General features: G+C 67.5%; 17 protein-coding genes. 14 read left to right on the top strand and 3 right to left on the bottom strand.

Annotation, left to right across the window (positions count from 1 at the left end; all coding sequences use genetic code 11):
* Positions 1–24: 24 nt before the first annotated feature.
* On the bottom strand, positions 25–3,204 hold the full coding sequence (locus KBY96_RS07890; RefSeq protein ID WP_254978809.1) for a CHAT domain-containing tetratricopeptide repeat protein: 3,180 nt from the start codon (positions 3,202–3,204) through the stop codon (positions 25–27).
* A 249-nt stretch (positions 3,205–3,453) separates the two neighbouring features.
* Between KBY96_RS07890 and KBY96_RS07895 the strand changes: the two genes are divergently transcribed.
* The 11 genes from KBY96_RS07895 to KBY96_RS07945 all read left to right on the top strand — a co-directional run bounded on the left by KBY96_RS07895 (position 3,454) and on the right by KBY96_RS07945 (position 14,628).
* Positions 3,454–4,740 carry a hypothetical protein gene (locus KBY96_RS07895; protein WP_254978810.1) on the top strand — a complete coding sequence of 429 codons (1,287 nt, stop codon included), beginning with the start codon at positions 3,454–3,456 and terminating at the stop codon, positions 4,738–4,740.
* Complete coding sequence (locus KBY96_RS07900; RefSeq protein ID WP_254978811.1) at positions 4,737–5,870, top strand: hypothetical protein; 1,134 nt, start codon at positions 4,737–4,739, stop codon at positions 5,868–5,870. Before KBY96_RS07895 ends, KBY96_RS07900 begins: the two co-directional genes overlap by 4 nt.
* Before the next feature lies 1 nt (position 5,871).
* A complete protein-coding gene (locus tag KBY96_RS07905; RefSeq protein WP_254978812.1) occupies positions 5,872–8,007 on the top strand; it encodes a CHAT domain-containing protein in 2,136 nt (711 codons plus the stop codon).
* Positions 8,000–8,707, top strand: a complete 708-nt coding sequence (locus tag KBY96_RS07910; protein ID WP_254978813.1) for a hypothetical protein — start codon at positions 8,000–8,002, stop codon at positions 8,705–8,707. Before KBY96_RS07905 ends, KBY96_RS07910 begins: the two co-directional genes overlap by 8 nt.
* Before the next feature lie 30 nt (positions 8,708–8,737).
* Entirely contained in the window at positions 8,738–9,352 is a 615-nt protein-coding gene (locus KBY96_RS07915) for a DarT ssDNA thymidine ADP-ribosyltransferase family protein (RefSeq protein ID WP_254978814.1), read from the top strand.
* Positions 9,349–10,050 carry a macro domain-containing protein gene (locus tag KBY96_RS07920; protein ID WP_254978815.1) on the top strand — a complete coding sequence of 234 codons (702 nt, stop codon included), beginning with the start codon at positions 9,349–9,351 and terminating at the stop codon, positions 10,048–10,050. The genes KBY96_RS07915 and KBY96_RS07920 overlap by 4 nt, the downstream gene beginning before the upstream one ends.
* A gap of 171 nt (positions 10,051–10,221) precedes the next feature.
* Positions 10,222–10,917: a hypothetical protein gene (locus KBY96_RS07925; RefSeq protein ID WP_254978816.1), complete on the top strand. Its 696-nt coding sequence runs from the start codon at positions 10,222–10,224 to the stop codon at positions 10,915–10,917.
* Positions 10,918–10,999: 82 nt separating this feature from the next.
* Entirely contained in the window at positions 11,000–11,284 is a 285-nt protein-coding gene (locus KBY96_RS07930) for a DUF4258 domain-containing protein (protein ID WP_254978817.1), read from the top strand.
* Between the two features lie 118 nt (positions 11,285–11,402).
* On the top strand, positions 11,403–11,975 hold the full coding sequence (locus KBY96_RS07935) for a 3'-5' exonuclease (RefSeq protein ID WP_254978818.1): 573 nt from the start codon (positions 11,403–11,405) through the stop codon (positions 11,973–11,975).
* A gap of 66 nt (positions 11,976–12,041) precedes the next feature.
* Complete coding sequence (locus KBY96_RS07940) at positions 12,042–13,742, top strand: hypothetical protein (protein ID WP_254978819.1); 1,701 nt, start codon at positions 12,042–12,044, stop codon at positions 13,740–13,742.
* Between the two features lie 49 nt (positions 13,743–13,791).
* On the top strand, positions 13,792–14,628 hold the full coding sequence (locus tag KBY96_RS07945; protein WP_254978820.1) for a M20/M25/M40 family metallo-hydrolase: 837 nt from the start codon (positions 13,792–13,794) through the stop codon (positions 14,626–14,628).
* A 30-nt stretch (positions 14,629–14,658) separates the two neighbouring features.
* Here the strand turns inward: KBY96_RS07945 and KBY96_RS07950 are convergent, their stop codons facing one another.
* Complete coding sequence (locus KBY96_RS07950; protein ID WP_254978821.1) at positions 14,659–15,261, bottom strand: hypothetical protein; 603 nt, start codon at positions 15,259–15,261, stop codon at positions 14,659–14,661.
* 354 nt (positions 15,262–15,615) lie between these two features.
* Between KBY96_RS07950 and KBY96_RS07955 the strand changes: the two genes are divergently transcribed.
* The 3 genes from KBY96_RS07955 to KBY96_RS07965 all read left to right on the top strand — a co-directional run bounded on the left by KBY96_RS07955 (position 15,616) and on the right by KBY96_RS07965 (position 19,081).
* A complete protein-coding gene (locus tag KBY96_RS07955; protein WP_254978822.1) occupies positions 15,616–17,952 on the top strand; it encodes an AAA family ATPase in 2,337 nt (778 codons plus the stop codon).
* 57 nt (positions 17,953–18,009) lie between these two features.
* Positions 18,010–18,681, top strand: a complete 672-nt coding sequence (locus KBY96_RS07960) for an HD domain-containing protein (RefSeq protein ID WP_254978823.1) — start codon at positions 18,010–18,012, stop codon at positions 18,679–18,681.
* 82 nt (positions 18,682–18,763) lie between these two features.
* A complete protein-coding gene (locus KBY96_RS07965; protein WP_254978824.1) occupies positions 18,764–19,081 on the top strand; it encodes a nucleotidyltransferase family protein in 318 nt (105 codons plus the stop codon).
* A gap of 124 nt (positions 19,082–19,205) precedes the next feature.
* Here the strand turns inward: KBY96_RS07965 and KBY96_RS07970 are convergent, their stop codons facing one another.
* Positions 19,206–19,496: an IS1096 element passenger TnpR family protein gene (locus KBY96_RS07970; protein WP_315859481.1), complete on the bottom strand. Its 291-nt coding sequence runs from the start codon at positions 19,494–19,496 to the stop codon at positions 19,206–19,208.
* Between the last annotated feature and the right edge of the window lie 211 nt (positions 19,497–19,707).

Consider the following 19,707-nt stretch of genomic DNA (forward strand, 5'->3'; position numbering starts at 1 on the left):
TTCCGCCTGCTCACTCAGCAGGGCTCAGAGCCCCTCGATCGGCCGCCAGTCGCCCACCAGCTGCCAGGCGGCCCAGTAGAAAGTCCCGCTCCAGTCCTCACCGGCCGGGCCCTTCACCTCGCCTGCGCGGAACTCCGCCTGAACCGCCGCCAAGGCGTCCGCGCGACCCTCGCCGGCCTTGAGGCGACGGTAGAAGCGCACCATGAACTCGGCCGTGGCGGCGTCATCCACCTTCCAGAGGCTCAGCAGCGTGGAGCGGGCACCCGCCACCGTGAGGGCGCGCTGCAATCCGTAGAGGCCCTCACCGCTCTGGATGTCACCGCTGCCGGTCGAGCAGGCCGACAGCACCACCATTTCGGTGCCATCGAGCTGCAGGGCTGTGGCCTCCAGAGCGGTGAGCAGGCCATCGTCATTGGGGTCGAGATCCGGGTTGTTGGCCCCAGCCAGGACGATGCCGCTGCGCAGCAGCGGGTCTTCTCCCTGGAAGCGTGCCACCTCACCACCGCCCGCAAAGGAGGTGGTGAGGGGATCTTGTAGAGGGATGTCCTGATCTCCCACAAAGAACCCATGGCTGGCGATGTGCAGCACTCGTGGGCCGATGCTGCGCTGCAACACGCCAACGGTGGCGGCATCACCAGAGAGGGGGTTGGCGCCGAGCAGCGTGGCGACTTGCTCCCCCTCCTGCGCAGTGGCTGGCAGTGAATCCCAAGGTTGATTACTCAGGTCACCGGAGCGCTGTTGGGATTGAGGGGTGCCGGCGATCAGGGCAGGGGGAGCAGGCCGTCCGCGATCAAAGTTGGGGTTGGCGAGAACCACAGGGGGCTTCCCGGAAGGGACAGGTTTCTGGAAGCGCACCAGATCCCGCCCGGTGGTAAGCAGTCGTAGCTGGACAGCACTGGCCAGGGGCACTCCTGGACGGGAGGGAGACGGCAAGGCCGCAAAAGGAACGCGGTGGAGTTCGCCATCGGGGGAGAAGAACCATTGGCGACTGCCGGCCAGATGCGGGGCCAGGGGTTCCAGCACGAGACTGGAAACCTCGCCCCACCGCTCCTCTGCATCGCTCTGCCCCTGCACAGAGGCACTCAGTGCCTGCCGGATCGCTTCATCGATCGGTTTGGCTTCACCCAGCTGAACCGCGCGGATGGCCCCGTTGGGATTGAGCGTCAGGGCCAGATAGAGCTCAGGCCCCCAGCGCTTGGTTCGATTAGCTCCACTCTGCCAGGGGCGGTATCGCTGAAACTCCACTAGCACCCCATCTTTGGGAAGGGCAGCTGCAGTCTGCTCGGGAGTAATCCGCTGGAGCTGCAGATCGGGCGACTGGCGGAAGAGATGAGATTCCAATCCATTTCGCTGTTGACGCAGCGCCATGCGTCGCTCCGGCGGGAGCTGAACATCACTGATGCGGTTGTTCAACGCAGCCACCTGCTGGGCTAGCTCCCGTGTAGGGCCTGGAGCACGGCTAAGGGATGCTTGGGCCTGCTCGATCTCCAGCAACAGGCCGTGCCGCAGCAATCGTGTGGAAAGGGCCAAATATGGACCTGCCTCGGAGCGGCCGGCCAAAGAATGGGTGGCCTCCCATGCAACACCAATAGTATTGTAGAGAGCAGTTCGATAGACGCGTGGCTGAAGTGTGGCTTCACGAAGTAGCCAGCTGGCTTCGATCTTCATGCTCTGTGATAGGAGCCTTAGGGCAGTATCAGGCTTGTCAGCATCTAGATTGAGCAAACCCAGGTTGTTGAGGCTGAGCGCGGTATCAGGATGATCTGGGCCTAGGGCCTGCTCTCGGATTGCCAAGGAGCGACTGTAGAGCGGTTCAGCCTGGCTGTAGAGGCCCTGTTTAGTGTATAGCAAAGCCAGGTTGTTAAGGCTGACTGCGGTGAAAGGATGATCTGGACCCAGGGCTTTCTCATGGATTGCAAGGGCGCGTTTGTAAAGCGGTTCGGCCTGGCTGTAGAGGCCTTGGTCGCTGTACGACATGCCCAGGTTGTTGAGGCTGAGCGCGGTGTCGGGATGATCAGGGCCCAGGGCTTTCTCCTTGATTGCAAGGGCGCGTTTGTAGAGCGATTCGGCCTGGCTGTAGAGGCCCTGTTTGGTGTATAGCAAAGCCAGGTTGTTAAGGCTGACTGCGGTGAAAGGATGATCTGGACCCAGGGCCTTCTCACGGATCGCAAGGGCGCGTTTGTAAAGCGGTTCGGCCTGGCTGTAGAGGCCTTGATTGCTGTACAGATAGGCCAGGTTGTTGAGACTGTTGGCGGTATCAAGATGATCTGGGCCAAGGGCCTTCTCACGGATCGCCAGGGCGCGTTTGTAGAGCGGTTCGGCACGGCTGTAGAGGCCCTGATTACTGTATAGGCCGGCCAGGTTGTTAAGGCTGGAAGCGGTGAAAGGATGATCTGGACCCAGGGCTTTCTCATGGATTGCAAGGGCGCGTTTGTAAAGCGGTTCGGCCTGGCTGTAGAGGCCCTGATTGCTGTACAGATAGGCCAGGTTGTTGAGACCGTTGGCAGTATCGGGATGATCTGCGCCTTGGACCTTCCTACGGATTACCAGGGCACGTTGCAATAGGGGTTCGGCCTGGCTGTAGAGACCTTGTTTGCTGTATAGAGAGGCCAGGTTGTTGAGGCTGTCTGCGGTGAAAGGATGATCTGGACCTAGGGCCTTCTCACGGATCGCCAGGGCGCGTTTGTAAAGCGGTTCGGCCTGGCTGTAAAGGCCCTGATTGCTGTACAGATAGGCCAGGTTGTTGAGAGTGTTGGCGGTACCGGGATGATCTGGGCCTAGGACCTTCTCATGGATCGCCAGGGCGCGTTTGTGGAGCGGTTTGGCCAGGCTGTAGAGGCCCTGATCGCTGTATAGAGAGGCCAGGTTGTTGAGACTATTGGCGGTATCAGGATGATCTGGGCCTAGGGCCTTCTCACGGATCGCCAGGGCGCGTTTGTAGAGCGATTCGGCCTGGCTGTAGAGGCCATGCTGACTGAAGAGATTAGCTAGGCTATGGATAAAAAAGGCGATATCGGGGTGATCCGAGCCATAAGCACCTTCCAAGAGCACAAGTAATTCTTCAAGAACTAGAGCTGCTTCTTCAAGCCTGCCGGCATCCCTGAGAGCGCCCGCTTCCTTAATTAGCGTTTCAAGTTCTTCGTGATTTAGGGTTTTTCCCACGGTGTTCTGCCCTTGAGCCAGACTGCCATCCGTGTCGATCACACTTCGTTGCATAGGGAGTGCCAATACCCCGTGCCCGTGGACACAGATAGAGCTCAGAAGGCATGTTGTCACCAGTGCCACAGCCTGTCTGATCTATTTGTCAGGGTCGCTCCTGCTCACCGAGATCAATTCACCGTTTTTTCAATCTACTGATTCCAACGGGATTCAACCGCGCCCGTTTCAACGTTTTGCAACGAGCCGCTACCAATGGTATCTCCTGGCATTCTGTGCATAGAACACGGCGGCGGTTTGAGCAGCAGTTACGTCCAGCTCCGCGCCCTGGTAAGCAGCCCGCAGAGCCGCTCTGCCATCACCATCGGCAGCCTTCATCCCGCTGCTGCTGCATCTGCTGCTGCCCAACACGGCCTCCAGGAACCCTCGGCCGCCGCTGACCGGCGGCTACTCGCTGCTTGCTACACCGGCGACGACGACGCATTCCTCTGCCTGCGCTGCCGCATCAGCCACCCGATCGAGCAGAGGCTCCGCGACCTGCACCGCCGCTTTGCTGACACCTACGGCCTGGATCTGATCGAGCTGGCCAGCTACGGCCTCGACGACGACGGCCGCACCCTCAGCTATCAAGCCCTCTCAGCGCTGCCTGCAGCCAGGATCACCCCCTTCACCGCCCAGGCGATCTGCAGCTACGACGCCAGCCGTGGCGCTGGCCTGCCCCACTGGGCCCGCACCAAGCTCCAGGCTCACAACGGACTCAAGGCCTACCTGCTTGAGCACGGTCTGCTCCTGATCTCCAACTGGGCCCTGCTGGCCGACAGCGCCCCACGCCGCGTGCGCCACGCCTGGGAGACCTTTGGCGCCGGCTCGCTCACCGTTGAGGCGGCCCTGGCGCTCCATGCCGCCTACCGCAGCCACTACCGCGAGGCCAAGGCCGCCTACCGCCGTCGCACCGGCAAGGCCTCCGGCTGGGAGCCGGACGATGCCTTCCTGAGCTCCATCAGCCCAGCCACCGATCCGAAATCCACCTGCTCGCAGCTGATCCAGATCGCTGATGCCATCCGCATGGCGCGCAGCGGCCGCTGGCAGTGGATGCAGCAGCCGCAAGCAGACGACGGCGAGGGCACTGAGGTCGAGATCGCCGATCCATCCACCCTCACCGGCACCATCGAGCCCGACGGACCCTCAGCCGCTGAGCAGTTGGCCTTGATCCACGCGGCCCTGGATCGCGCCACCGTTGCCGTCATGCCCGCCGTGCTCGCCCCCGCCAGCACCAACCCCCAGCTCCAGTGCCTCTGGCAAGGCTTTGGCGAGGGCCTCACCAACACCCCCCTTGCCGAGCGTTGCGGCTGCGCCCGCGGCACTGTGAGCAAAAAGCTCCGCTCCGAGCACCACGCCGCCACCATCGCCCGCCAGGCCACCACCGAACTGCTCCGCGATCCCGCCTTCTCCTCCCTCGCCTCCTCCCTGGAGGATCTCGAGCGGATGGTGGAGGCCCTGCGGAATCACCTCCTGCACCCAGAACGAGAGGAGGACATCGCCCCCCTGCGCCGCTGGGTGCACCAGCATCTGCCCGTGTCATGACCAGCTCTCCCGCCACCCCCGCACCGCTTGAGCCCCTTGAGGCGCTCGACGTTCTCCCCCTGCCCGCCGATGCCATCCGCCTGGCGGACCAGGGGAGTGCCAGCAGCAGCGATTCGCAGCTGACGGCCGAGCAGGACCTGCGCCGGCTGGGCGTGGCGGCCCTGCGCCAGGCGATGGCCGAGCGGCAGCTCGATCTCCCCATCGGCCCTCAGACCGATCTGCTCGATCCCGATCGCCTGCTCGCGCTCAACCGCTTTGCGGTGCAGCTGCTCACCACCGGGCTGCTGAGTGAGGCCGTCGACGTGCCCCTGGCCCCCTGGCGCCAGGCCGGCCGTGCACCCCAGCTGCTGGTGGTGGCCGCCATCGATGACGAGAGCGCCGTCGTGCACATCGCCGGGGTGCTCACTGGGCCGGAGTTCATCCGCGCTGTCAGCGCCGAAACGCCCGTAGACCCGGCTGCTGATCACCTCTCGCTGCCCCTCTCCGCTCTGCCTGGCGACATCGAGCGGCTGTTCAACCTGGTGGCGCTGCTCCATCCAGCCGCCATCCCCCGTGATGGCCTGGCCCCAGCCGATCAGTCCTCCCAGCTGGTGCCGTCAGCAGAGCTGGTGCTCGATTGGCTCACCGGTCTGCTCAGCCCCGCCCTTGAGCAGCTCGGCGGCCAGCTGCGCCCCGTCACCGCCGGTGCCTTCCGCGCAGCCACGGCCCAGGCCGGTGCCCCCATCCCCAACGCCCTGGCGGTCCTCGCCATTCCCCTTGGCCTCACCGCCAGCGGTGAACTGGTCAGCGGCGAGGCGGCCCAGGGGTGCGTCGAGCGTTTTGAGCTCCGCCTCATCCCAACCGCGGCACCGCCCTCAGCCGCACGCAGCTTGGTGGCAGCGCAGCCCAGATCAGAGCCCACGGCCGAGCGCCTCACCCTTCAGCTCCTCGGTGACCTGGACGGTGACCTGTTGCCCGATGGCCTGGTGCTAGAAGCGGTCCAGGGGAGCCGGCGGCTGAGCGTCACGACCGAGGACAGCACCCTGCTGGAGCTGGTGCTTCCCGCCGCTGATCAGTTGATCGAGGTCACCCTCACCCCACCAAGTGGCCCCGCGCTGGTGCTGCCTCCCCTGCAGTTGCCGGCCGGCTGAGATGGAGAGCATCGATCTCACCCTCCAGCCAGCAGACGCTGACGATCAGCTCACCGCCTTCCTGATCAGCCCCGCCGGCACCGCGGCCTTCGCTGTGCCGCTGCCCGCCCAGCTGGGCCAGCTCCACCAGGTGTGGCTGCGGCGCTTTCTCGCCCACCACGATTCTGGTGGCGACAAGATCCCTCCCGCCACGGTGCGCGAGTACGGCAACGGCCTGTGCTCTGCCATGGCCAGCTGGCTGCAGCAGCCCCAGTGGCAGCCACTGCGCACCGCCCTCGAGCAGCTCCCCGATCTGCCCCTGCGTCTGCGCTGCAGCGGCACGGCGCCGCTGATCGAGCGGCTGCCCTGGGAGGCCCTGCCCCTGGGTCGCCCGATCTGGCGCCTCGATGGCCCCCCTGCCGCAGCGGCCCCATCCGCTCCGCAGCGCACCATGCGCCGTCCCCGCCTGCTGCTGCTGGTGGGCGATGAACACGACCTCGACCTCAGCGCCGACATCGCCCAGCTGGAGCGGCTCAGCCGCCAGCGCCGCATCGAGCTGGTGAGCCTGCGCGGCCAGGCCTGCAGCCTCGCCGGCCTGCGCACGGCCCTGCATGACCCTCAGGGTTGGGACGTGCTGGTGTTCATCGGCCATTCCGCCGGTGACCCTCAGGGCGGCGGTCGCCTCCAGCTCGGCGATGCCAGCTGGCTCGGCGGCCATGCCCTGCAGAGCGAACTGCAGCAGGCCGGCAGTCATGGCCTTTCCCTGGTGCTGCTCAACAGCTGCGCCGGCTTGGATCTGGCCCGTTGCTGCACCTCAGCCGGCATCCCCTGGGCTCTCTGCTTCCGCGAGGCCGTTCCTACCCATGCCGCATCGCTGGCCTTCACGGCGCTGCTGGAGCAGCTGGAGCAGGGGATGGAATTCACCGCCGCCCTCGAGCAGGTGCGCCGCACACTGGCCGCCTCGGGCCCAGTGGGCAGTGAGCTCCTGCTCAGCGCCATGGGCGCCGCCAATGCCACCGAACTGGTGCTGCCCCTCAGCGCTCGCCAGCGCTTCTGGCTGCGCCTGGCGGCCAGCAAGCGCACCCAGGCCATCGCCGCTGCTGCCCTGGTGAGCCTTGGCGCGGTGGGGGAGCTGCTGCCCGGCAACCCGCTGAGCACCTACCTGCTGGATCGCCGCCTCTATGTCCAGCGCCTCTGGCGGCAGGCCACCAGCCAGGGCAGCCCCACCGGGCCGCCCCTGGCGGTGCTGCTGCTCGATGAACGCCGCGCCTATCCCGCCCTCGGCGTTACACCCACCCCCGGCCGTGTGGCGCGCGCGGCCCTGGCCGAGGTGCTGCGCCGCACATCCCCCACGGCCGTGCCGGTGGTGGGGCTGGATGTGGTCTTTGATGAGCAGGCGCCCAACACCGATCAGCTGGCAGATGTCATTCGCCAGCAGCAGCGCCAGCGCGTCGTTGGCGGCTGGTTCGGCGCCGACACCATCGCACCCAAACCAGGCTTCATCTCCAAGCCTCTGGGGGAGCTCAGCCAGGCCGGGCTGCTCGCCGGCAACCTGGCCGTCGGCACCACCGGAGCGGCCGGCCGCGACCGCCAGCCCATGCCCCTGCGCCTCACTGAGGCGATCACCGCCGACAACTTCGCCGCTGCCCTCACCACCCTCTCCAATCCCCGCCTGCCGCCAGAAGCGGTGATCGACTGGTCGATCGACTGGCTGCCCCTGATCACCCTCATCAACGTGGAGGATCTGCCGGCCCTCCAGGCCCAGGCCCTGGTGGTGGGCACCGATGGCCGCATCGACACCGATCAGGCCGACCTCTTCCAGGCACCGGGTGCCATTCGCCCCGACCTGCCCAGCTGGGGCGGTGCCGGTGATGTGCTCCCCGGTGCCCTGGTGCAGGCGGTGCTGGCCCAGAGCATGACCCTCGGCCACTGGCTCACACCCAGCCCCCTGCCCGCGGTCTCCGCCCTCAGCGCCGGCCTTGGGGTGCTGCTCGCCGCCGCCGTGCCCCGCCGGCGTCAACGCATCCCCTACCTGCTCACCACCGCTGCGCTCACCATTCCCCTCTGCCTGCAGGTCGCCATCAGCCGCCGCATCCTGATCCCCATCGCCCTGCCCCTCACCGCCGCTGCCACCACTGCCCTGATCCGCCGTGACTGATCCCTCCCTCCGCCGCACCCTGCTCAAGCCATCGGCCCTTGCCGCCAGCACCGCCCTGGCGGCCCTGGTGGCCCTCACCCTCGCTGCCGCGCCACCTGAGGCCATGGCCCAGGGGCAGCGCACCCTGCTCCAGCAGCTGCGGGAACTGATCCGTCCCAATCCGCCCCAGGCCGTCGGCGGCAGCCGCGGGGGCGCTGCCCTCAGCGTCTGCCTGGTCACGCCGCTCTTCCAACAAGACCCTGGCGGCACTGCCACCGCTGAGGTGGCCCTGCCCCGGCCCACCCTGCTGGCCGCCCAGCCGCTCAACGAGCTGCGGCTGCTCAGAGATGGCCGCATCGTCTGGCAGCAGCTGGCCTCCTCCACCCAGGCGATCGAGGGGCCCATCCCCTGGCCCCTCGACGACCCCCTCGCCCCTGGCGACACCCTGCTGCTGCGCCTGCGCCCCCGCGGTGCGGCCGGCAGCGACTTCGCCGACATCCAGCTCATCGCCGCCGGCGCCAGCGAGCAACAACGCGCCCAGGCCCTCCTCGCTGATTCCGCCGCTCGCCTGGCCGCCATCGAGGCCGAGGCCCGTGCCGGCCGAGCCGCCCTGGCCTCTGAACTCCTCTTTGCTCACCTCGATCCCACGCCGCCCGCCATCAGCGAGCTGCGCGCGGCGCTGATCGCGCAGGGCTGCGGAATCACCCCAGCGGCGCCCTAACGAAAGGACGACAGAGTTCCCGCTCTGTCGATGATCCGCAAGCTCTTCCACCTCACCCACCTCCACAACGTTCCCGGTATCGCCCGGCGCGGGCTGCTCTGCCGCACCCGCATCCACAGCGAGGCCCTGCCCTACGTGGACCTCTCCGAGCCCACCTGTCAGGCCCGCCGCACCCACCGCCAGGTGGGCGAGCAGAGCGTGGACCTGCACCGCTACGTGCCGCTGTTCCTCAATCCACGCAACCCGATGCTGTTCCGGCTGCTGCGCAGCCTGCGCGAGAGCGGTCACGCCGGCGAGCTGGCGATCCTGGAGGTCAGTGGCGAGCCGGCCCAGTGGCACGCCAGCCTGGTGGCCGATGGCATCGCCTCCAGCGCCGACACCCAGCTCTTCCATGCCGATGATCCCGCCGCTGATCAGGCCCTCGACTGGTGGTCGATCCGCTGCTCCTCCTGGGGTGATGCCCCGCGCGATGTGCGCCGCAAGACCATGGCCGAAGTGCTCGTGAACGGCACCCTCGCCCCACGGCACATCCGCAAGGTGTGGGTACAGCAGCCCTCCGCCCTCAAGACGCTGGTCGGCCGGCTCACACCCGCCGATCTGGCCCACTGCCAGGTGGATGAGCGCAACGATCTCTTCTACGCATGATTCACCTCAGCGAGCAGAGCGTCTTCAACAGCCCGGCGGCGGTGATCACCAACACCGTCAACTGCCAGGGGGTGATGGGCGCCGGCCTGGCGCTGGAGATGGCCCTGCGCCACCCCGATCTTGAGGCCTACTACCAGCTGCGCTGCCAGGCCGGCGCGGTGCAGCTCGGCCGCCCGTACCTGTTCCCGGTGTCGGGGTGCCCCTACCGGGCGGTGCTCAACTTTCCCACCAAGCAGCACTGGCGCTTCCCCTCCCGTCTGGCCTGGATCGAGCAGGGCCTGGCCTACGTGGCTTCGCACTACAACCAGGCCACACCAGCGATCACCTCCCTGGCCCTGCCGCGGCTGGGCTGTGACAAGGGCGGCCTGGAGTGGCAGCAGGTGCAGCCCCTGATCGAGAAACACCTGGCAGACATCCCCGATCTCACCGTCTACCTCTGCGCCGACACCGCCCCCGCCAGTGGCACCGAGGCGGTGATGCTCAACGCCTTCGCCCGCGATCAGCAGGCCCAGGAGCTGCCGCCGTTCCTCAAGGGCAAGGCCCGCCAGGCCCTCCAATCCGCATCCCCACCCCCACGCTTTCGCCAGCTGGCCGCCATCAGCGGCGTGGGCAAGGCGAGCTATGCGCGCCTGTTTCAGCACTACTACCGCCTTGGGGAGAGCGCCCAGCTCAGCCTGCTGACGCTCGGCGACGGTTGAGCAGACTCGTCGAGTATGAAATGGATGAGCAATCCCTGTGCTTCTGCGACCCTTAGCTACACGGGACTGGCATGACCGTGTGTAAACAGTGGATGGCGATTGCCAGCGCACTTGCCAGATTGAGAGAAAGATCCCTTTGTGGACCGAAATCCTTTCGTGGGCAGATCAGATATGGCACTTATTGACGGTTCATCCCTGCCCTTCGGGTTCACCGTTGGTGTTCGCACCAACGCCCCGCTTGTCCGCGTTGAGGATGCACGGCTGGGCAAGCGCCGGATCTATGTCCGCGGCACCACAAAAATCGAGGGCAAGACCTACAGGGCTGACTTTTATTACTACGGCAACTTCCAGTACTCACGTGACAGCGTGACCGGAACCGTCCGGAGGTGGGCGATGTTCCCAGATCTAGGGGGCGCGTTCCGGGTCAGTGACATCCAGCTAAACGTCAAGGACCTGGTCAAAAAGACCCCCTGGGAGATTGAGCGGCAGATTCTGCGCGGTGGCGACAAGATCATCGGCAGCAACTTTGACGATGTGCTCAAAGGCCGCGAGGGCAATGATGTGCTCATCGGCCGTGGTGGCGTCAACCGCCTCACCGGTGGAGGCGGCAAGGACACCTTTGTTCTCTCCATGCGAGGGCGCCAGATCGTCACCGATTTCAACGTGAAAGAGGATCGCATTCGCCTGCCTGGTCCTACGTCTGCCTACGACCGCTATGAATGGTTCAGCCAGGGCGGCAGGAGCTTGGTCACCCGCGATGATCGGGTGCTGGGCGAGTTCCTCGGTGCTCCCAACCTCAACAACGCCACCTTCGTGTTAAGTCCACTGGCGGGCTATCAGGGGGCTGAGGGATTGAGCGCTCTGTAGCTCAGCCCCCCTCCCCGCAGCCGGATGCGAATCAGCGCATGGGGCCCGGAACGACAGGTTGTCGTCCTTCCGCAGGCCACCCATGAGCCAGCAACGCCTTCATCTCCTCGCCGCCCGCGATCCGTTCCTCCAGCACACCCCTGAGGTGCTGCTGCTCGGCACCAGGGACGACCCCACCCATGCCCAGCGCCGCTGCCAGCAGCGCGGCATTTCGATCACCAAGATCCGCATCGCCCTGGCCTACGGCCGCCACGAGATTCACCACCAGCTCGAGCGCTGGACCCTGCTCTCGCGCCAGCTTCGCCGCTCCCCCTACGCCCGCTTTGCTGGCGAGCTCAACGGCCTGCACTCGTCGGCCGTCGGCTGATCCATCCCGCTGACGGCAACGCGGTGGTGCAGCTCAAGACCTGCAAGTGGAACTTCCGTCTCCGCCGCCACTGAGCGGCGAGCCCCACGCCACCGCCTGCACCACCGCTTGCCCCGTCATGTTGCTGTTCTTCGATACGGAAACCTCCGGCCTGCCCCGCTCCCACCACGCGCCGATCACCGATCTGGACAACTGGCCTCGCGTCGTCCAGATCGCCTGGCTGCTCACCGACCCCAAAGGCCGGCCGGTTCAGGCCGTTGAGGCGATCATCCGCCCGGAGGGTTTCGTGATCCCCGCCGGTGCCGCCCGCGTCCACCGCATCACCACAGAGCGCGCCACCCGTGAGGGCCAGCCCCTGCCCCAGGTACTGCAGCGCTTCCTGGCCGACCTGCGCCACGCCGACACCCTCATCGCCCACAACATCGCCTTCGATGAAAAGGTGCTGGGCGCCGAACTGCTGCGCTGCCAGCTGCCCAATCCGCTCCCCAGCCTGCCGCGTCTCTGCACCATGGCCGCCTCCACCGAGCTGTGCCAACTGCCCGGTCCCTACGGCTACAAGTGGCCCAAGCTCGATGAGCTGCACCGCCATCTCTTTGCTCGCGGGATGGGCGCGGCCCACAACGCCCTGGTGGATGTGGAGGCCACCGCCCGCTGCTTCTTTGAGCTGCAGCGCCGGGGTGTGATCGCCTGATTGACCTGCCGGCCGAATCACCGCCACGCACCTGGAACGAGAGGAGTCCACCCCCCTCGCTCCGCCATGGCCACCTACCGCTACAGCCGCCCCGAGCCCGACGCCGCCAGTTCCAGCGCACACCAGGTCACGGACGCCAGCTCCGGCCAGCCCCCCAGCATCACCTCAGCTACCGAGGTCATCGGCGATGACACCGCCGCCCCCGATGTCGCCCCCATGCCGGTCGCCACCGGCTCCGCCATGGCCTTCCTGCGCTGGCTGGAGAGCGCCGGCAATGCCCGCTCGCTGCGCATTGAGGCCGGCCAGCATCTCTTCAATCAACCGACCACACCCCAGCCCCACATCCACCTGCTGCGCCGCGCCGTTGCTCTTTCGGGCCTGTGGGTGTTCGCCGATGAACTCCACGGTCACCAGGCGGTCTCGCAAGACCTGCGCCAGCGCTCGATCGCCGCCTCCGTTCTGCTTTCGGGGAGTTCGCTGATCGACTACATCAGCTCCCTGGGCCTGTTCAGCTTCATCTTTCGCCTCGCCCCAGCTGGGCCCTTCCCCTACACCCTGGGGCTCTCCACCCTGCTGCTGCTGTTCGGCAACTGGAGCGGCCGGGCGATGGTCGATCGCCACAAGGGCCAGGCGATCCCCAACATCTCCCTGGGGATCTTCATCGCCCTCTCGATCTTCCAGTCCGTCACCGCCGGCATCGGTGTGTTCCTGTTCAACGGCCAGGCGCGGGTGGTGGAGGCCCGCGCCGAGGTGCTGATCGAGGACGACCTCAGCGAGCGGCGCAAACGCATCGAGGGCCTGCTCGATCCCGCCAATCCCGCCATCGCCAACGACCAGGAGGCCTGCAACGCCAACCGCCTCCAGCTCAGCCAGATCGGCGCCAACAACGCCGCCTACCAGCAGCTCTCGGTGGAGACCTTCGGGCGCTGGGACGACCGCCGGGTGCCCCCCTCCAACCGCCCCCGCTGGGAACTGGCGAACTGGCCCCTGGCCCAGTGGCCCCTCTGCCCCCGCGTTGAGCAGCAGCGCGCTGCCCTGCAGCAGCAGGCCGAACAGCAACGCGCCGAACTGGCGCTGCTTGAGGCCCAGGTGCAGCAGGCCCCCAGCCGCGCCGAGTTCCTGGCGGCCAACCGGCCCCAGGTGTTCGAGCAGGTGTTCCTGCGCAGCGACGACGGCCGCATCGAGCTCAAGGACGGTGTTCAGGCCTTCGGGGCGGCGTGGGAGTTCTTCTGGAACCCGCCGGCCCAGCACCGCAGTGATCTGATCCTCAGCTGGGTGTACATGGGCGTGTCGATCATCACCTCCGCCGGTGCCATCGCCCTGCTGCACTGGCAGTCGCGGGCCGACAACACCCGCATGTCGTTTGCCGTGCCCTGCGGCCAGTACCGCTTCAAGTTGCTCAGCGAACTGCGCGACCGGCTGCCCGTTGAGGTGCAGCAGTTCTTCCTCGAGCGGCAGCGCCAGCGCCTCGAGCAGCGCATCCCGCCCGCCAGTGGGGTGGCGATCGAGGACATCTCCAACCTCAACCCCGACTTCCAGACCCTCGCCTACTTGATGCAGCGCGGCGATGAAACCACTCAGCAGGAGGCCCAGCGCCAGTACTGGCAGCACCTGATCAACCTCTACATCAACGACACCAGTGACAGTGGCGACATCGATTACGACTACCTCTACAACAACGTGATCGGCTTCTGGCGCAACCTCAAATCCGCCAGCAACGTCCAGGCCGCACCCGCCCGCTTCATCGATCCGCCTGCAGGGCGCTGACCCTCCACAGCCATCTCCACCCGCCGCAACTCCTCAGCGCCCCAATCCCTTGACCACACCACCGCTCCAGCAGCGCCTGCTCGCCAACCTCCACGAGCTCGCCCGGCCCCGCCACGCCCAGTGGGACCCGCTCGGCCTGATGAGCGTGCGCGCCTTCATCCATGAGCAGCTCGCCGCCCTGGGCCCGGTGGAGGAGCACCACTTCAACGAGGGCCGTGAGGCCGGCTCCAACCTGATCTTCAGGCTCCCCGGCCAGAACCCCAGGCTCGAGCCGCTGCTGATCGGCGCCCACTACGACGGGCCCCTGCACTCCATCGGCGCCGATGACAACGCCACCGGTGTGGCCGCCCTGCTGGAGCTCGCCCGGCGCTGGAGCGCTACTCCGCCCCGGCGGCCGGTGTGGCTGGTGGCCTTTGATCAGGAGGAGTGGGGGATGCTCGGCAGCAAGGCCCTGGCCACAGAGCTCCACCAGGGGGGCCAGCAGCTGCGGCTGATGGTGAGCCTGGAGATGCTCGGTTACACCAGCCCCACCCAGGACTACCCGCTGCCGGCGATGCGGCAGATCTACGGCGAGGTGGGTGACTTCATCGCCGTGGTGGGCAACGCCGGTGCTGCCCTCACCCTGCCGAAGCTGGCGCGGGGCCTGGGCGCTCACGTCAAAACCAAGGTGCTGCCGGTGCCCAACGGCGGTCGCGCCATCCCCGATGTGCGGCTGTCGGATCACAGCCCCTTCTGGGATGCGGGCTACGACGCGGTGATGGTCACCGACACCTCCTTCCTACGCAATCCCCACTACCACCAGATGAGTGACACGATCGACACGCTCGATCTGCCCTTTCTGGCGGCTGTCACCGAGGGGCTCGATGCAGCTTTGAGCAGGCTTTGAGGCAAGAGGGCATCGAGCCACCACCCGAGTTCAGCGGCCAGGTCCTGAACCCATCCCCCCTCCACCGCCCCATCGCCAGCGCCAAAGCCCGCCCAGCCCTGGCCACCGCCGGATCGGGGGCCGCTTCTCGAGCTGAGGCCGGGTGAGCTGCGGGCCGCCCCACCACTGCAGCAGCTGGGCCAGCTCCGGCCGCTCCGCCTCGCCCCGGCGCAGCAACACCCACAACGATTCGATCAGCGGCTGCAACGGCTGGCGCAGCACCAGCCCCCCATCACACCAGCCCGGCAGGTGAAGCACCGTCGGGTGGGCCGGCAGCAGCAGCAGTTCGCCCCGCAGCTGCTGCAGCCAGCTGCGGTGGTCGAGCTCGGCGCAGCTGTGCAGCAGCAGCCCGCCCTCGCGCTCCAGCGCCCGATGCAGCAGCGGCATCGGCCCGGGCGGCGGCAGCAGGTAGCCCATCCGCTGCCGGCCCAAAGGGGGCAAGCCCCCCACCTGATGGCTGTCCCGCTGCAACGGCGCCGGGTGGTAGAGGAGCACCAGCTCGCGCTGCCCCAGGCCGATGGCCTCCACACCCGGGTGCTGCAAGGGCGGCCGCAGCACCGCTGGGTCCCAGCTGGCATCCCCGGCCACGCTCACCAGCACCGCATCGATGCGGCCGGCGAGGAGTTGCTCCGCCCACAGCTCCGGCGGCAGGAAGGCCAGCTGGGGCGGAATTGAAGACAGCGCGGTTTGCAGCAGCGGCAGGTGCAGGGGATCACCGGCGATGCGCAGTGGATCTCCTCCTGCAGCATCACCGGGAGGTGTGCCTGCGGGGATGGCGGGATGGATGGGCGGGTCGATGGCAACAGCAGCTCGACTGGCTGAACGTGGCGCCGCTCACTGTGTAGAGAACGCAACCGCTGCGGATGCAACAAACAGGCAACGACGGCAGATGTTGGCTGGAGGCGCTGGTGTGAACACTCCAGATACAACCTCAATCCGCTGCCCGTCATGGCCCAACAGGATTCACAGGCGCCGCTGCGCTTCCACCTGATGATCGGTGCGGCCTGCAGCGGCAAGAGCACCGCGGCGCGGATCCTCGCCCGCTACCTGCAGGGGGAGAGTCAGCAGCAGGTGCGCTACATCTGCAGCAGCGCGATCCGCCGGGAGCTCTATGGCGATCGCAGCGTCCTCGGGCGCTGGGCGGACGTGGAGGCGGTGATCGAGGAGCAGCTGCTGGCGGCGATCGCACAGCGCGACACGGTGATCCTCGAGGCCAGTTACGTGCGCCGTGCCTTTCGCCTCGCGATCACCCAGGCGCTGCTGCTGCCGGTGCCGGTGCAGTGGATCGGCTGGTGGCTCGATACCCCAGTTGAGCAATGTCTGGCCTGGAACCGGCAGCGCGGTCATCAGCTGCCTGAGGCGGTGATCCGCAAGCACTGCGCCCAGCTGCTCCAGTCCGCCCAGGTGCCGCAGCGCCAGGAGGGTTTCGCTCTGGTGGTGCGGCTGCAGGCCGGCCAGGGTGTGCCGCTGGACAGCCTGATCAGCGCAGCCCTGGGGCGGCTGGAGGGGCGGTTGCAGCGCGGCGCCAACCGTGATGCCGCCTACCGGCTGCATGGCTACTCGCGCCTGCTGGATCTCGAGCGGCTCCTGTACCTGATCCGGCTGCTGAGCAGCCATCCGAAACTGACCACGACGGATTCACCCCTGGATGGCGCCGTTGATGGCGCCGTCGATGGGGCAGTGGATGGGGAGCTCACTCAGCTGCTCTCTCCCCTGCCAGCTGGTGGCATAGCGGAGCGGGCGGCGGCACTGCTGGGGCGTCTGCATGGCGCCTGCTATGCCGATCCGGTGGCGGTGGCCACCGATCTGAGCTGGCTGGATCAGCAGGGTTTCTCCCACAGCTGGCTGGCCAGCGGCAGGGGCGAACTGCCGCCGATCGAGCCGCCGCCCTGGCCACCGGAGCGCGGCAGGCCCCTGAGCGGTCTGCCGCGCTCGGGCGATCGGCCGGTGTTTGTGCGCACCTTCTCCCTGCTGCGCCATCTGCTGCTCCATCCCCACGACCTGCAGGCGGACGAGCGGGTGGCGGAACACCTGGCCCGCAGCCTCAGCGCCGGCAGCAGCGCCACCCCAGAAGAAACCTGGACGGCGCGCAAGATCCATGCCGCGCTGCACGAGACGCTGGTGCCCTACGGCTTCCGGCTGCCGGGCCAAAGCGGCCGGCGGGGCTACGCCCTCGGCACCGCCCTGTTGTCGCTCGATGACTTGCGGGAGGCCTGCGCACTGCTGGAGCTACAGGCCGAGCAGCTCGGTGATGGCCAGGCGGCAGCGATCAGCACCGTGCTGCGCCAGCGGCTGGATGGAATCGGTGTGCAGCCCGGGCCCACGCCGCGGCGGCGTTGGATCACGGCTGCAGCGCCGCTGCCGGTGGCCGCCGCCACGGAGGGCTCAGGCCATGGCACTGGAGAAGGGCATGGGAGTACTCGCCAGATCGAGCTGATCGAAGCCGCCATCGCCAGACGCCAGCGGCTGCTGCTCTCAGAGCACCGCGCCACCCGTCGCAGGCAGCCAACGGAGCAGAACGGATGGGATGCGGGCCCCCGCGCCCAGCCGCTGTGGCCGCTGCAGCTGGTGCTCTACGCCGGCCGCTGGTGGCTGCTGGTGGAGCACGAGGCCATGGGCCAGCCCCACGGGTTGCTGCGCTGCCTGGAGCTGGAGACGGTGCATGTCTTCCAGCGCGAGCGGCTGCGGGGACGGGATGGGCAGCGCCACCAGCAGGCCCTGGAGCGGGCACGCATCCTTGAGCAGCGTTGCGGGGGGCTGTGTTTCGGGCATGAGCTGGCGGCGCAGCAGGCCCTCTGCAGCACGGCTGGGGCATTCGATCGGGAGTGGATGGAGACGCTGCGGTTGCGCTGCAGTGCGGCGGTGATGGCCCAGCTGCGGCGGGAACTGGATCGGTTCCCGCCCGCAGCGGTGCGGCTCGCAGCGGCCCTGCCGGGCGACAGCTGGGGCCGCGCTGAGCGCGGCAGCCGGGGCCTGGTGGCCAGCGGCGACCCCCGCCATCCCTACCCGCTGGAGATCGACCTGCCCCGCTGGGTGCTGGCGCGCGACCCCGAACTGCGCCGCTGGCTGTTCGCCTACGGGCCCGCGCTGCGGATCGAGGGCCCCGCAGCGCTGGTGACGGAACACCAGCGCTGGCTGCTCCGGGCGCTGCAGGGCTATGCCCAAGCCGGGCAGACGGCCGGCCGTCTGGGTGAGGGCACAGAGCCGGACCTCAACCGCAGCTGGATCAGGAAGAAGGCGGTGGGGCGGCAAGCCACGCGCCAGCTGGGCGATCCAACCGCCTGAGCGAGGCCGGGCCAGCATCCACTCAGGCGCGCCGATCAGAGGAAGGAATCCAGCACCATGAGCGACAAATCACCAGTCCACAGCCCCCGCTACATCGAGGCCCTGCAGTGGGCGGGCCAGCTGCACGGCACCCAATGCCGCAAGGGGAAGGAAGTGCCCTACATCTCCCACCTGATCGCCGTCAGCGCCCTGGTGTGGGAAGACGGCGGCGACGAGGAGGAGGCGATTGCCGCCCTGCTGCACGACGCGATCGAGGATTGCGAGGTCAGCACAGAGCAGATCGCCGAGCGCTTCGGGGAACGGGTAGCCCGGATCGTGCGCGACTGCACCGACACCGCCGGGCCCGTTGCAGAAGGTGGCGAGAAGGAGGCCTGGCTGGTGCGCAAGCAGCGCTACCTCAAGCACCTGGAGGTGGCGGAGCTGGACTCCGTGCGGGTGAGCGCGGCCGACAAGGCCCACAACGCCCGCGACCAGATGCTCGATGCCCGCCGCGACCCCAAGAGCTGGAGCCGGTTCAACGCCGGGATCGACGGCACGGCCTGGTACCAGCTGCGCATCCACCAGACCCTGAAGCGGCGGCTGCCCGGCAGCCGTTCCACCGAGCTGCTGGGGGAGGCCCTGCAGGAGCTGCTCGACAGCCAGGCCTACCGGCAGGAGGTGCCGGCGGGCATCGCGCCGGCGGTGTGGGCTGCGGGGTACGCCGAGAGGCAGGAAGCCACGCCTGAGTGATGAGCCGCTACGGCGGCAGGTGCAGGGGCGAGCCTGCCCAGGCGCTGGATCCGGCCGAAACTGAACGGATTGGATCGGCTCCATGACCAGCTCGGCCGCCCAGCCAGCACTTGGCCTCGAGCAGATCCTCGCCCTCCTGCGAACCCACCGGGGCGAGTGGCAGCAGCGCTACCAGCTGCAGCGCATCGGTCTGTTCGGTTCCACCGCCCGCAACCAGGTCACGGCGGGCAGTGATGTGGATGTGTGGGTGGAACTGGATCCCCTCACACCCTTCGCCACGGTGCACCTCAAACAGGAGCTGGAGGAGCTGCTGCTGCGCCCGGTTGATCTGGTGCGCCTGCGGGAGCACATGAACCCGGCCCTGCGCCAGGCGATCCTCCAGGAAGGCGTCAGCGCGTGATCAGTGATCTGCTTGTGCTGCTGATCTGCCAGGAGGCCTTACCGGGCGTTCTGGCCGCGATTCGTGCCCTGGAGGAATGCAGCGGGGAGACCCGCTGACCAGCTCCCTCCATCGGGTTTGATCCCTACCGATCCACCAGATCCGGCCTGAGTTTGCGGTGGCGGCCCCGGGCCTTGGCCCACCACCACAGGGCCGTATTCACCGCCCGACGATCGAAGCGCTCGGGATCGACGTCGCCTCCCCACTCGAGCATGCGCACGTGGTCCTCATGGTTGGGATCGCTGATCGCCTCCAGAAACTCCGCGTAGCCGCCAGTGCCGCCCACATCCTCGGGGGGAGCGGCACGGCGGCCGTCGAGGCACCACGGCAGCCACTGTTCCCTCGGGTCCAACAGCACCACCCGCTCCAGCAGCAGGGTGTGCTCTCAGCTGTCGCCCAGGTCGTACTCATAGGTGGCCGAATCGCGCACCAGCGGCAGCAGGGTGCGGGCCTTGACGCGGGTAGCGCCCCTCCGAGTGGTGTAACTCAGGAGGTCCTGTGACCCTCTCCGGAGGGTGAACAGGAGCAGTCAGGGGATGACTGCCTGGAAGCTGATTGCGCAGCTCCGTTTATCCACTATGAACCCT

Source organism: Cyanobium sp. ATX 6A2 (genome assembly GCF_024346355.1).
GTDB lineage: Bacteria > Cyanobacteriota > Cyanobacteriia > PCC-6307 > Cyanobiaceae > NIES-981.